The following is a 13,868-nucleotide window of genomic DNA, read 5'->3' on the forward strand; positions in this document are numbered from 1 at the left end:
TCTGGTTACAGGATATGCAACCCCCATGCCAGAGAATAGGGAATCTTTTTCCCTGTTTCCTGGGTCAAAAATGCTCTCACACCAAAGCCTGCCTCTGGGGCAGGGGACTCGGTGACGGAGTTTACAGAGATCAGCGTGCCGCAGCCACCTGTCCTAACGGGGTGACGCGCACCTGATGCGGTCCGGTAACAATGCCACTGATCACTTTGTTGCTTTGCAGGTTGCGGATCTGCACCACATCGCCGATCCCGCCGGGATCCAGGGCAATGCCATTGGCGCTGAGACGCATGTAGGGCGTGATCAATTCCATGGTCACCGGTTGGCCTTTGGTGACGACAACAGTCCGCTCAACATCCTGTAGCATCAGTTGTTCACCAGCCTTCAGCGGGCGTTTGGCGGTCTGGCCGATCAGGCGTTCCGGATCAAGGACGGTGCCGTCGCGCAGATCGGTGCTGCGCATCTTGGTCCATTGAATATCCTGCACCTGAATCACGTCTTTCCGGCCAAGGGCACGGGACAGAACCGGCACGGTAACGGTGTCGATGGTGCGGCCGGTCAGGCGCAGCTTCTTGGTGTCGCCATTGCCGCTGCCGGTCTGGACCAGAGCGGTGAAGCGGCCAGAACGCCGGTCGTAGTTGGCGTCGAGCACGGCAATATTGCCCATCTCCCCGGCGGCGATCGTGGCGGTCTGGAGGCCGGAGCCCAGCTCCACCTCCGCCTCTTCAGACATGCCACGGGTGATCAGATCCTGCCGCAGGGCGGCAATAATTTCAGTGCTGCCGATGGTGGTGGTTTCCCGGGTCAGCACGGCGTTGTCGTTGGGCTGTGTCGGGGTCCAGATCAGCCCGAACTTATTGGCAATCGCCTGAAGGCGCACGGCATCCAGAACAATCGGGCTGCCGACCAGAGGGGCCCCCATGACGGCTTCCTGCTCCTGCGGCAGGGCTTTGCCGCTGGAAGACTGGAACAGATCGCCGAGTCGGACCACATCCCCCGAAATCGCGGCGGTCCGGCGCAGGGTCACCACCGGCGAGGCGGTGGCATCCAGCTCCCGGTAGGCCGTTCCCTGAAGAACCTGCGGCACGCTGACCCCCACCGGCGCTGCGGCGGCAACCGGAGATCCTGCGGCCATGGCGGTACCGCCCAGCGGGGCGGTCAGGGCCAGGGAAAGCAGAACGATGCGGGAGGCACGGAGGGAGATCATGATCGGGGACTCCGGTTTCAGGGAGGGGCGCCGTCGGTTGGAAAGCCTTTACTTCACCTGATTGAGGGTTGCCATCATTTCGTCGGAGCTTTTGATGACCTTGGAGTTCATTTCGTAGGCGCGCTGAGCGGAGATCAGCTCGGTAATTTCTGCCACCACGTTGACGTTGGAGGTCTCAAGGAAGCCCTGCAACACGGTGCCGAATCCGGCGCTGCTGGGGGTGGCGGTCACCGGGGCGCCGGAGGCCGGGGTTTCGATCAGCAGGTTCTGCCCGATCGCCTCAAGGCCCGCTTCGTTGGCGAAGGTGGCAAGCTGCAACTGGCCGACGTTCTGGGTGTTGACCTGACCGTCCAGCTTGACCAGCACTTCGCCGGAGGCGTTGACGGTGACCTGAACGGCGTTCTGCGGGATGGTGATCCCCGGCTGCACCGGATAGCCGTCATGGGTGACGATCTGACCTTCCGGGCTGAGCTGGAACGAGCCGTCACGGGTGTAGGCGGTGGTGCCGTCCGGGCGCTGGATCTGGAAGTACCCCTTGCCCTGAATGGCGATATCCAGCGGATTCTCGGTGGAGGTCATGCTGCCCTGCTCGCTGATGCGGTAGACAGCGTTGGTCTTCACGCCAAGGCCCAGCTGCACACCGGCCGGAACGATGTTGCCGTTGTCGGCGGAGGTCGACCCCGGACGGCGGATGTTCTGGTACAGCAGATCGCTGAACTCCGCCCGACGCCGTGCGTAGGCGGTGGTGTTCATGTTGGCGATGTTGTTGGAAATCACTTCCACGTTGGTCTGCTGGGCCAGCATGCCGGAGGCGCCGATGTTCAGGGACCGCATGGTTATCTTCCTTATCTGGGGCCGGTCTCCGCTGACGGGGACCGCATCTTAAATCCTGGGGTGGAAAACGCTGCCGGATCAGGCGGACCGGCGCGTCCAGATATCAATGGTCTTGCGGATGCGCTCATCCTCGCGGTCGAGGATATTCTGGGTCTGCTGGTAAGACCGCTGCACATCAATCATCCGGGTCATTTCCACGACTCCGTTGACGTTGGAGCTTTCAAGGAAGCCCTGGGCGACACGGGCGGTGGCGGCGGGCTGGGCAGTCTGGTCGGTGTTGGCTTCCCACAGCGAGGAGCCGACACGGCGCAGGGCCTGCGGATTGTCGAACCGCACGACCTTCAGTTTGGCGATCGCGCCGTTTTCGGTGCTGACGGTACCGGTTTCAGAGACGGTGAACTGCGATTCGTTGGGGGCGATGAAGATCGGGGTGCCGTTTTCCGACAGCACCGGCGCGCCATCGCGGGTCACCAGTTTGCCCTGATCATCCAGAGTAAAGCCGCCAGCCCGGGTGTACTTCTCGCCGCCGAAGGCTTCCACCGCGAAGAAGGTGTCCGCATCCTGAAGGGCCACGTCCATGCTGTTGCCAGTGGTCTTCTGCGGGCCGGGCGTCAGGTCATTGACCTGCCCCATGTCCTGCACGAACCGCACCTGATCGCGGAAGGCGGAGTCCGTATTGGGGGTGCGCACCAGATAATCGGTGAACATCATGTCCTGCCCACGGTAGCCCGTGGTGTTCATGTTCGCCAGATTGTTCGCAATGGTATCCATGCGCCGCCACAGGGCGGTCTGACGGGACAGTGCGATGTATCCGGTATTTTCCATGGCGCAGGTCCATCCAGGATCGGTTAACTGGTGTCACCCCGGGGGGGATGATGTGCTGAAACCTAAAGCAGATCGCGTGCCAGGTTTTATAAAACTCAATAAAAACAATACAATAAAGAATTCTTCTCATCCCGGATCATCGCCGGGCCCTGTCTCTGGCGGTCTGTGGCGGGATGCGCAGGAAGGCGGTGGGAAGGTTTTGCCGGGTGGCGGCTCTAACCCATTCTTAACAGTTGATGTCTACTGTGGGCTCACGACGTCCGGGGCACCGGGCTCTGTCCGTGTGTGCTCCGCTTGCGTGCGTATGGGATCAGCGTGATCCTGCCGCCCGGAGCGCCGGACTGAAACGCACTGCCGAAACGGTTTCCGGCCCCGTCTGATCTGTGGGGACAGGGGCCGCGACACAGACAGACATTCTCGGGGATCAGCATGGCTGAAGATCTTGAAGAAGACTACGACGACGACGACGACGACGATGGCGGTGGCCACGCCGGCGGCGGCGCGGGCAAAAAGAAAAAGATGCTGATCCTGATCGTGCTGCCGGTCCTGTTGCTGGTCGGCGGTCTGGCCGGGGCTTTCTTCGCCGGGCTTCTTGATCCGCTGCTGGGGGGCAAAAAGCAGGAGGCCGCCGTTGAGGCTGAGGCTCCGAAGCCGTCGGCCGGTGCTGGCCAGACGCCGAGTCAGGTGCAGGGAACGATCTTCTATGATCTTCCGGAGATGCTGGTTGATATCAACGGGCAGGGCCGGAAGCGGACGTTCCTGAAAATCCGCGTCAGTCTGGAACTGTCCAACGGCGGTGATGTCCCGGCGGTGGAAGCGGTGATGCCGCGCATCATCGATAACTTTCAGATTTATCTGCGGGAACTGCGGCTGGAAGATCTTCAGGGCGCGGCGGGGATTTACCGCCTGCGGGAAGAGCTTCTGGTGCGGGTGAACGCGGCGGTACGTCCGGCGAAAGTCAACGACGTGCTGTTTAAGGAAATGCTGATCCAGTAACCCGGACCGCCCGTCCCGGACCTGCACAGGGGCCGGGGTGGATGGCGGGGTACCGGATGACGAGGGTGAAACGATGGTAACGCCACAGGACGCATCCAGAACCGCGGAAGACGAAGAAGCGTTGATGCGCGAATGGGAAGCCATGGCCGGAGGCGGCAATGGCGCCGCCCCTGCGCCCGCAGCTGCGGGCGGCGATGGGGATGGGGGCGATATCGACGACGCCGATGCGATGGCTGCCGAATGGGAAGCCATGCTGGGCGGCGGTGGTGGTGGCGGCGTTGAAGAGTTCGCGGACTTCCCGTCTCCGTCCTCTTCGGGCCGGGAAAGCACCCGTGTGCTGAATCAGGATGAAATCGACAGCCTGCTTGGCTTCGATGACTCTGATGATGAGCGCTACGAGAAAACCGGGATCCAGTCGATCCTGAACTCGGCACTGGTGTCGTATGAACGCCTGCCGATGCTGGAAGTCGTGTTCGACCGTCTGGTCCGCATGATGTCCACGTCACTGCGTAACTTCACCTCCGATAACGTCGAAGTGTCCCTCGACAATATTTATAACCTGCGCTTCGGCGACTATCTGAACTCCATCCCGCTTCCGGCGATGCTGACGGTGTTCAAGGCCGAGGAGTGGGACAACTATGGTCTGATGACCGTCGACAGCGCCCTGATCTACTCGATCGTGGACGTGTTGCTTGGCGGGCGCCGCGGTACGGCGGCGATGCGCGTTGAAGGGCGCCCCTACACCACGATTGAACGCAATCTGGTGGAGCGGATGATCCATGTGGTGCTGGCCGATCTGTCGGCTGCCTTCGATCCGCTGTCGCCGGTGACCTTCCGTTTCGACCGTCTGGAAACCAATCCCCGTTTTGCCACCATCTCCCGTCCCTCCAATGCCGCGATTGTCGCCAAGCTGCGAATCGACATGGAAGACCGGGGTGGACGTCTTGAGCTGTTGTTGCCCTATGCCACCCTTGAACCGGTCCGCGAGCTTCTGCTCCAGATGTTCATGGGGGAAAAATTCGGCCGCGACTCGATCTGGGAAACCCACCTTGCGGAAGAGATGTGGTTTACCGAGGTCGAGATGGAGGCGGTGCTGGATGAGCAGATCCTGCCGCTGAAGGATATCCTCAACCTTCAGATCGGTTCCCGGATCATGCTGAATGCCAGCCCGAATTCCCCGGTGGAACTGCGGTGCGGCGATGTCCCGCTGTTCATGGGGCAGATGGGGCGTAAGGGGAACCATATTTCCATCCGCGTTGATAACAAGATCAAGCGGCAGAAGGGCTGATGCCATGACCATTTCGCTCATCCTTGATGTCGTTGTGGTGGCGTTGCTGGTGCCGACGATTGTTTTCGCCGTCATCCTGAACAGCCGCCTGTCTGCCCTGCGTAAAAACCGCGAGGAACTGGGGCGGCTGATTGCTGCCTTCAATGAAGCGACCCTGCGGGCTGAAAGCGGGATTCCCCGTCTGCGCAAAGCCAGCGAGGAAGCGTCCAAGGCCTTGCAGGAACGCGTGGAGCGGGCGCAGCTGCTCCGGGATGATCTGGCGTTCATGGTGGAGCGTGCCGGTCAGGCCGCTGACCGCCTTGAAGGCGCGGTGCGGACCGCCCGGGATAACGGGCCGGTCAGCACCGGTGCCGCGCCGTCGGTTGCCACAGTTCCTCCGGCAGCCAGCGCTGGCCGGGCGGTGACGCCGCCGGCGTTCATGGATGTTGAAAGTGCTGCGGCCGCTGCCGAGCGGGTGGCGATGGAGGCTGTTGCCGCTGCGACCAAGGCCGCTGCTGCTGAAGTGCCGCTGACAGCCGCGCCGGACATGCGTCCGCGGCCGTCGGCGATGTCGGGGGCGGCTCCGTCTGCCGCTTCGCGTCCTGCGGCTCCGCCTCGCCCTGTGGCAACCCGTCCGGCGGCTCCGGCCCCGGCCCGCCCTGCGACGGCTGCTCCCGTGGCTCCGCGTCCGTCGCGTCCCGCCTCTGCGGCGCTGGGGGCGTCTTCGCTGGGGGCGGCTTTGGCGTCTGAAACGCCTTCAGCCGGGGCTTCGCCCTCGAAGCAGGGTTTCGGTGATGACGAGCGGTCTGAGGCAGAGCGGGAATTGCTGCGGGCCTTGCAGTCGGCGCGGTGAAGGATAAAGTGTGCCACCCGGGCGCTGCGCAGAATGGCATTCCCCGGGCGGTGTGGTAGACAGGGTTTCCTGACAGGACGCAAGAATGGCGAAGCAGATACCGCCCGTGGGTAACAACACTCCGCCCGGATCCCGGGCTAACAACTCCAAAGCGGCGGCCGCCGGTTCGGAGGGTGTTGCTCTGTCCGGTATCGGTATGGTCAGCGTGGATGGTGAAGCCCCGCTCTCGGCGCCGCTGTCAGGCGGGAAGGCTCCCGCAGCAGTTGTGATGGCGCGGAGTCCCCGGGTCCGCCTGCTGCCGCTGGTGATCTTTGCTTCCGTTCTGATGCTGTCGGCCCGGCTGGGAAGCCTGTGGCAGGATGCGCAGTCTCTGCCCGAGAGCCTTCAGGTGGGGCAGAATCAGGCCTTTGCCCAGCAGGCCTCGACCTCGGTCACGCCGCCGCTGCCGCTGACGTCACCGCCTGCGGCGATGCTGGCGGTCCAGTCGGGGCCCCGCATTCAGCTGGCGCAGGGCGGGGAAGGGACACCGGCTCCGTCCGGGCCGACGTCGATTACCAGCGGAGGGGCCTGTGATCCACTGAAGGATCCGGTCAACCTGACCCAGACGGAAATTGACGTGCTGCAAAAACTGGCGGAACGCCGGGAAGTGATGGATAAGCGCGAACGGGAACTTGAGACCCGCGAGAATTTGTTAAAAGCGGCCGAACAGCGTATTGACGCTAAGGTCACTGATATGCGTACACTTGAAAATACGATTAAGGACCTGCTGAAAAAGCATGATGCGCAGGAACTGGAGCGCATCAACCAGCTGGTGAAGATCTATGCGGCAATGAAGCCGGTTGAGGCTGCTGCAATTTTCAATGATCTTGAGATGGACATTCTTCTCACGATCATGGAAAACATGAAGGAAGCGAAGTCTGCCTCGATTCTGGCAGCGATGGATCCGGCCAAGGCCCGGATCCTCACCGCGGAATTGAGCAAGCGCCGCAAAATTCCACTCCCTGGTCAGTGAGGGGGCGGTTTTGGGGGGTTGAGCGGGGAAAGGGGTTGCGTGTGGCCCCCTGACTCCTTTAAAAACAAGGCGGAACTGTGTTCTGCAAAAGCGATGGCTGCCCTAGGGCTGTCATGAACGGAGTGTCAGATGGCTGTCGATAAGAACATGAACATCCTGATTGTGGATGACTATAAGACGATGCTGCGCATCATCCGCAATCTGCTTAAGCAACTTGGCTTTAACAATATCGACGAAGCCACTGACGGCAGCATGGCGCTGCAGCAGCTCCGTTCGGGCCAGACCTACGGTCTGGTGATCTCCGACTGGAACATGGAGCCGATGACCGGCTTGCAGCTGCTGCGCGAAGTGCGGGCGGATGCCAAGCTGAAGGCTCTGCCGTTCATCATGGTCACTGCGGAATCCAAGTCCGAGAACGTGATCGCCGCGAAGGAAGCCGGTGTTTCCAACTACATCGTGAAGCCGTTCAACGCGGAAACGCTGAAGTCGAAGATGGTCAGCGTCCTCGGGGACTTCTGATCGGGTTTCGCGGACAGTAAGCAGCGGCAGGGTCTCTCTGCCGCTGTTGTTCTTTCTGCGTATGGCATCATCCGGCAGGGGCTGTCTCAACGCTTCTTCGGTGATGTTTTCCCATACCGGAAGAGCATGGTCTGCAAGGCCGGAGAGGGGGGTGCCCCTTGTGCGTGTATCAGTCGCTGTGCCCTGCCAGTTTAAGGGGCTGGTGCCGGATCCATAAGCAGGATACTTTTTTTAAATCGGATCTGTTGCCGGTCTCTGCGGGGGGCAGAGCAGGGGAATCCTGGGAGGATCGTGGTTATGGCAGCTAATGGTACTGCTCCGGGGTCGGGGCTTCAGGCTTCAATCGCAAACTGTGTTTCGGATATCCGCCGCCGTCAGGGCGATGCGGTCCCGGTTGACCGCATCGGTATTATTGTCGGGGATATTCTGGGGTCACTCGGCGGCGAGCTGACCGCCGAGGACATGCGGCTCTATCAGGAGCTGGAAGGCCTGTCCCGGTACATTCAGCAGGCTAAGCAGGAAATCGCGTCGCTGAATCCGACCGATATCCGGGAAGAATTCCTTCCGACCGCCGCTGACGAGCTCGACGCCATTGTTCAGGCCACAGAAAACGCGACCGGTGCCATCATGGATGCGACGGAAGTGATTGAAGCGGTGGCCGGAGAGGTTGACGGGGATGCGTCGGGGCGGCTGATGGATGCCACCACGATGATCTATGAAGCCTGTTCGTTTCAGGATCTGACCGGCCAGCGCATCACCAAGGTGGTGCGGATGCTGAAAAGCATCGAAGACCGTGTCGACAATCTGATCAAGGCCTTCGATCCGGAAACATTGGCGGCGGCCCGTGCCGCTTCGAATCCGACGGATGTGCAGGCTGCCGGAAACTACGGTCGTCAGCAGGCTGCCGCTGTCGGTGACCGCGATGGCGATACCGGCCTGCTCAATGGGCCGCAGTCGTCCGCCTCGGCGATGGCGCAGGATGATATTGATGCGCTGCTTGCCAGCTTTGACAAATAATTAAGGGTGCTGCGGGATGCTCCATGGCATGAGTGTGGATGCCTGAGAGAGTGTGAGGCCCGGTGTACTTTACGGTTCATCCCCAGCAGACAGATGACATGTCTTCCGCCCCCGCGACTCCGGATCGGTCGCGGGGGCGGACTATTATTACGCTCTATCTGTCTGTCTTTATTATCCTGCTCGCCTTTTTCATCGTTCTGTATGCGTTATCGCAGAACGAGCCGACCCAGACCCAGACCGTCATGGGCAGTGTCTCCCGTCATTTTCAGGATCCGGCGAAAGCTGTTCCTGCCCCGACCACCCGGAATGGGTCTCCGCTGCGGATGCCGGAGACCGGGCTGGTGGGGGATCCGGAGTCGGCCCGCCTTTCCCTTCCCGGCATGCGGACTCCGACCCGCCCGGCGGACCGCAGTCTCTCCCAATCGCCTTATCAGAAGCAGCTGGCTGATGCGATCTCGGTTGCCGTTCCGACGGCGACCCTGATCATGCTCGCCGACGATGTTCTGGAAGCGCGGATGCGGGCAGATGCCTTGTTTTTCTCCGAAAATGCCCGTATTCGCCCGGGGCGTGAAGAACTTGTTGACCGTTTGGTGGCACTGTTGGCATCACCTCCGCCCGGACTTGTCTACGAGATGGAATTTCGGGTTGGAACCGATTACGATTCCACGAAAAGTTTGCTCGGTGATATGGTTGGCAACGTTTCATCCCCCGGGGGCGGGGAGGAGGCTGGCGTTGATGGGGGAAGCGACCCCCGCCAGATCAGCCGGTCGCGGATGGCGCTGGCGCTGTCGCGGGCCGGGACCTTTGCCCGGCTGACCATTGGCCGCGGAGCCTCTCCGCAGACGGTGGCGGTTGGTGTTGATCCCGGGTTGCCGGACGAAATCCGGTTGGTGTTCCGGCTGCGGGCGTCTGGCCGTTAACAGACTCCGGCGGTGGTATGGTGCCGGGGTGGTGTAGTAATAGAGCGCGGTGATGCCCGGTCGTCGGGTTAACAGGATACGGTCAGAGCATTATGAATGATTCAGTCTTCACCGCTGCCGCCGCACGGCCGCCCCTCAGCGAAGGGGGGCTGGGGAGCGCGTGGGTGCTGACGTTCTGTGATCTGATCCTGCTGATTTTGGTTTTCTTTCTGATGCTTTACGCGACGAATACGCCCCGGACCCGGGATCTTGCGGCAGCGGTGGGAAGTATTGCCCAGACCCTGAACCCCGGAAACGTGAAGCCTCGGCTGGCGCTGCGCCCGGCGCCGGAACCGGCCCTGACGGCCGCCCGGACCGCCCCGGCCTCCAATCTGTCGTATCTGCGTCTGGTTCTGGAGCAGACCCGCGATCAGTCCCCGGCCCTGAAAGACATGTTGCTGACGGAACAGGAAGGCCAGCTTGTGATTTCTCTCCCCGGTGACCTTCTGTTCCCTCCCGGAGAAACCATGCCCCGGCCGGATGCTGCCGCAGCGGTGGCGGAGCTGGCTTCGGTCCTGTCCCGTCTGAGCAACCGGGTTGCCGTCGCCGGGCATGCGGAGCCCCTGCCGCTGTCGCCCTCCGGGCTTTCCGCGTGGGAGCTGTCTCTGGCCCGTGCCGCATCGGTTGCGGCCATGCTGGTGGCCCATGGCTATCCGGGGCATCCGCTGATTCTCGGGTATGGTGACAGCAGACCGCTTCCGGCAACCCCGCCGGAGCAGAGCGTCAGTGCGGATACCGGGGCGGCGCTGGCCCGCCGGGTTGATCTTCTCGTCCTGCCGGGGAGGGATGGCTGATGTCTCCGGTCCGGTTCTTTCCGATGATCCGTGTTCCTTCAACGGCCCATGGTGCCGCAAAACACCGGCTGTCGCTGCGGCTTGGTGTGGCGCTGGCTGTTCTGGCCGGTTTTGGTGTGGCTGAGGATGTTCAGGCGGCACAGATCCGCTCGGCCCCGCATAAGGATTATGGCCGTGTGGTCTTCGACTGGAACGGCACGGTCGGCTATTCGGCATCCGTCGAAAAAGGCAAGGTGATCATCACCTTCGATCAGCCGGTGCAGGATGATCCGGCCAAGGTTGCCCGCAGCCTCGGCGAATACGTCTCCGGGGCCCGTCTGAGTCCCGACCGCAAGACGGTGACGTTTGACCTGAAAGGGGACTTCGCCCCCAAGGCCTTCACCTCCGGCAAGTCAGTGGTGCTGGATCTGCGGAAGAGCCGCGAGGATGCGGACGCGCCTGCTGAGAAAGTGGCAGATGCCAAACCGGCCGAGACCAAGGCCGCCCCGGATGCCAAAGGGCAGGACAGTAAACCTGCCGAAGCGAAAGCGGCAGACAGCAAGGCAGCCGATCCGAAGGTCGCTGACCCGAAGGCGACGAAGCCCGCCGGGAACACGCTGCCGGTGACGGTGGCGGAGCAGCAGGGCGGCACCCGTCTGACATTCGAGTGGCCGAAAGACACCAAATACCGGGTGGAGCTTCTGCCCGACCGCAGCCGCTTTACCTTCCAGCGCCCGGCGGTGGTGGATGTTGCGGCGGTGCGCTCGCATCTGCCCGATTCGATGCAAGGGTTCACCGCGACGACCACGCCGAAAACGCTGGTGGTGGATATCCCGTTGCCGCCGCAGGGAAAGATGCGGCATTCAGCGACCGGCAACCGGGTTCAGGTCGATGTGACGGCCCCCAATGGTCAGGCGACACCGAAGGAACATCCGGTGGCTCCTCCGGCGGCCCCTCCGGCGGCAGAGACACCGGTGGCGTCTGCCCCCGCCGCCGCCCCGCAGGCTGCGGCTCCTGCTCCGGCCTCTGCGGTGACACCGCCTGCGGCTGTTGCGGCAGCGCCTGCCACCAAGCCCCCGGCGACCGGGGAAGCCCCGGCGATCAGTCCGGCAGCGGCGGCGCTGGAACAGCTGATGCGCGATAAGCTGGGGATGAACCGTCCGGGGCCGGGCAACCCGGTGCAGCCGGTGCCGGATCAGCAGGCCGATGGATCGGAGCCTCTGGCCAGTCCCCCGCTGCAACCGGTGCCGCAGGCCAATGACTCCCGGGTTGCCAGTCTGAGTTTCCCGTGGAATGAGCCGACCGGCGCCGCCGTTTTCTGGCGTGGTGGCTGGCTGTGGGCGGTGTTTGACCGCCCGTCTGAAGTGGATGTCGGCCTGCTGAAGCGGCTGGGCGGTGGTCTCGTCCTGCATGTGGAACAGGTGCCGAGCAAGACCGCCACCGTGGTGCGGATGCTGATTGAGCCGGGATTCAATCCGTCCGTCCGCCGGGAAGGGCAGCTGTGGGTGGTTGACCTGATGAATCAGGCGCCGCGCCCGGCCCGTCCGTTGCCGGTTGAGGCCCAGTCGAAGAGTGCGGTCGGGCCGCGCCTTCTGGTGCAGGTGACCGATCCGGGCCGGGCGATGGTGCTGGAAGATCCGGAAGTCGGGGACCGCTTCATTGCCGTCCCGGTGATTCCGACCGGCAGCGGTATTTTCCCGACCTTCCGCTACCCGGATCTTGATCTGCCGGTGACGGTGCAGGGTATTTTGGTCGAACCCCATACCGATGGGATTGTCGTCAATTCCAGCCGGTCCGGCGTTGAAATGACGCAGCCGGGGACCGGCCTGACCTTCTCGCCGGATCTGACGCAGATGCGGACACTGGCGGCGGTGGGGACCAAGACCAACCTGCACCGGGTGCTGGATATCGACACCTGGATGCATGGGCCGGAGTCGGATTTCCTGAAGAACCGCCAGCTGTTGCAGATTGCGGTGGCCAACGCCCCCGGCGGGCGGCGGACCAATGCCCGGCTGGATCTGGCGCGCTTCTTCTTTGCGCACGGTTACGAGGCGGAAGCCCTCGGGGTGCTGCGGACGATGCTGACCGACCAGCCGGAAATCGAGCAGACGGCCGCCTTCCGGGCCCTGCGCGGGGTCTCCAACTATGCCATGGGCCGTTATGGCGAGGCGGTGGATGACCTCAGCCATTCCAGCCTGTCCGGGGTGGAGGAGGCGGCCTTCTGGCGCGGGGCGGCTCTGGCGGAGCAGGGGGCTCCGGCCCTTCAGGCCCTGACCATGCGGGAATATGGCAGTCTGCTGGGATCGTATCCGCGCCGGGTCAAGGTGCCGCTGGCGCTGACGGCGGCCACTGCCACCGTCGCGGCGGGGGATGACCTTGGGACCAATACCTTCCTGACCGCCGCCAAGGTGCCGGATAACACCGCCCATGAACTGGCCGCCATCGGCTATCTGTCCGGAAAGCAGGAAGAGCTGCGCGGCAATTTCGATCAGGCGCTGAACACCTATGACACAGTGGCGGAAACCACCGACCGCTATTACCGGGCGATGGCGATCTATGATGCCCTGATGCTGCGCAACCGGCTGGAAGAGCTGTCTCTGGACAAACTGGTCGCCGGATTGGAAAGCCTGCGCTTTGCCTGGCGCGGCGGGGACTTTGAATTCAAGCTGCTGATGCAGCTTGGCGATCTGTATACCCAGAAGCAGGATTTCGGCGAGGCGCTGCGGGTCTGGCAGCAGGCGGCATCTTACTTCGAGGATCGCAAGGAAGCGGTGATTGCCGCCAACCGGATGCGGGAAACCTTCGAAAAGCTGTTCTTCGACGGTGCGGCGGATGCTCTGCCGCCGATCCGGGCCATTGCCTTGTATGAAGAGTTCCGTGAACTGACCCCGGCGGGGCCGAAGGGGGATGAGATGATCCGCCGTCTGGCCGACCGTCTGGTTGGGGTGGATCTGCTGCCGCAGGCTGCGGCCCTGCTCGATCGCCAGATCGAATTCCGCCTGAGCGGGCAGGATAAGGTTAAGGTCGGCACCCGCCTCGGTCTGGTTTATCTGTTGAACCGCGAGCCGCAGAAGGCTGTCGAGTCGCTGCTGAAGACCTCGAACCCGGACACCACGCCGCAACCGTTGGAGCGGCAGCGGCAGCGCCTGATGGCACGGGCGCTGGCCGATATGGGCCGCAGCCCGGATGCGATTGATCTGCTGGAGGTGGATGACAGCCGTGAGGCCGATCTGCTGCGGGCGGAAATCTACTGGAAAGACCGCAACTGGCCCAAGGTGGCGGAAGTCTTCTCCCGCCTGCTGCCGGAACCGGCGGCGGACCTGACCCTGACCGATAATCAGGCGCGGATGCTGCTGGACTGGGCCACGGCCCTGACGCTGGGGCAGAACGAGCGTGGCGTGTTTGAACTGCGCCGCCGCTATATCGGGGCGATGGAGAAAACGCCGTTTGCCAATGCGTTTGATCTGATCACCACCACGCCGGAAGGCGGGTTGATCGATTACCGGACCATTGCCAACCGCATCAAGCAGGCGGAAAACTTCCAGTCCTTCCTGTCCAGCTATCAGGAGCGGCTGCGGAATCAGGGCCTGAGCGGCATCAACTGATCTC

General features: G+C 62.8%; 12 protein-coding genes. 9 read left to right on the top strand and 3 right to left on the bottom strand.

Features of this window, described 5'->3' with window-relative positions; genetic code table 11:
- Positions 1-130: 130 nt before the first annotated feature.
- The 3 genes from flgA to flgF form a co-directional block, all read right to left on the bottom strand.
- Complete coding sequence (flgA, locus tag FHS48_RS03360; protein ID WP_184261440.1) at positions 131-1,204, bottom strand: flagellar basal body P-ring formation chaperone FlgA; 1,074 nt, start codon at positions 1,202-1,204, stop codon at positions 131-133.
- Positions 1,205-1,252: 48 nt separating this feature from the next.
- Entirely contained in the window at positions 1,253-2,038 is a 786-nt protein-coding gene (flgG, locus tag FHS48_RS03365; protein ID WP_184261442.1) for a flagellar basal-body rod protein FlgG, read from the bottom strand.
- A 78-nt stretch (positions 2,039-2,116) separates the two neighbouring features.
- On the bottom strand, positions 2,117-2,863 hold the full coding sequence (gene flgF / locus FHS48_RS03370) for a flagellar basal-body rod protein FlgF (RefSeq protein WP_184261443.1): 747 nt from the start codon (positions 2,861-2,863) through the stop codon (positions 2,117-2,119).
- A gap of 429 nt (positions 2,864-3,292) precedes the next feature.
- Between flgF and FHS48_RS03375 the strand changes: the two genes are divergently transcribed.
- From FHS48_RS03375 to FHS48_RS03415, 9 genes are all read left to right on the top strand, one after another.
- Positions 3,293-3,859 (top strand): flagellar basal body-associated FliL family protein, encoded by a 567-nt coding sequence (locus tag FHS48_RS03375; protein WP_184261445.1) that lies wholly within the window; start codon positions 3,293-3,295, stop codon positions 3,857-3,859.
- Positions 3,860-3,983: 124 nt separating this feature from the next.
- Positions 3,984-5,147: a flagellar motor switch protein FliM gene (gene fliM / locus FHS48_RS03380; protein WP_260402321.1), complete on the top strand. Its 1,164-nt coding sequence runs from the start codon at positions 3,984-3,986 to the stop codon at positions 5,145-5,147.
- Between the two features lie 4 nt (positions 5,148-5,151).
- Positions 5,152-5,979 carry a DUF6468 domain-containing protein gene (locus tag FHS48_RS03385; RefSeq protein WP_184261449.1) on the top strand — a complete coding sequence of 276 codons (828 nt, stop codon included), beginning with the start codon at positions 5,152-5,154 and terminating at the stop codon, positions 5,977-5,979.
- Positions 5,980-6,064: 85 nt separating this feature from the next.
- On the top strand, positions 6,065-6,991 hold the full coding sequence (locus FHS48_RS03390) for a MotE family protein (RefSeq protein ID WP_184261451.1): 927 nt from the start codon (positions 6,065-6,067) through the stop codon (positions 6,989-6,991).
- A 129-nt stretch (positions 6,992-7,120) separates the two neighbouring features.
- Positions 7,121-7,510, top strand: coding sequence for a response regulator (locus FHS48_RS03395; protein WP_184261454.1), 390 nt, complete (start codon positions 7,121-7,123; stop codon positions 7,508-7,510).
- Between the two features lie 297 nt (positions 7,511-7,807).
- Positions 7,808-8,527 carry a protein phosphatase CheZ gene (locus FHS48_RS03400; RefSeq protein ID WP_260402322.1) on the top strand — a complete coding sequence of 240 codons (720 nt, stop codon included), beginning with the start codon at positions 7,808-7,810 and terminating at the stop codon, positions 8,525-8,527.
- Between the two features lie 98 nt (positions 8,528-8,625).
- Positions 8,626-9,447 carry a flagellar motor protein MotB gene (locus FHS48_RS03405; RefSeq protein WP_184261456.1) on the top strand — a complete coding sequence of 274 codons (822 nt, stop codon included), beginning with the start codon at positions 8,626-8,628 and terminating at the stop codon, positions 9,445-9,447.
- A gap of 92 nt (positions 9,448-9,539) precedes the next feature.
- Complete coding sequence (locus FHS48_RS03410; protein WP_184261458.1) at positions 9,540-10,280, top strand: OmpA/MotB family protein; 741 nt, start codon at positions 9,540-9,542, stop codon at positions 10,278-10,280.
- A 23-nt stretch (positions 10,281-10,303) separates the two neighbouring features.
- Entirely contained in the window at positions 10,304-13,864 is a 3,561-nt protein-coding gene (locus tag FHS48_RS03415; RefSeq protein WP_184261460.1) for a tetratricopeptide repeat protein, read from the top strand.
- Positions 13,865-13,868 lie beyond the last annotated feature (4 nt).

The organism is Novispirillum itersonii (assembly GCF_014205675.1).
GTDB classification, from domain to species: domain Bacteria; phylum Pseudomonadota; class Alphaproteobacteria; order Rhodospirillales; family Rhodospirillaceae; genus Novispirillum; species Novispirillum itersonii_A.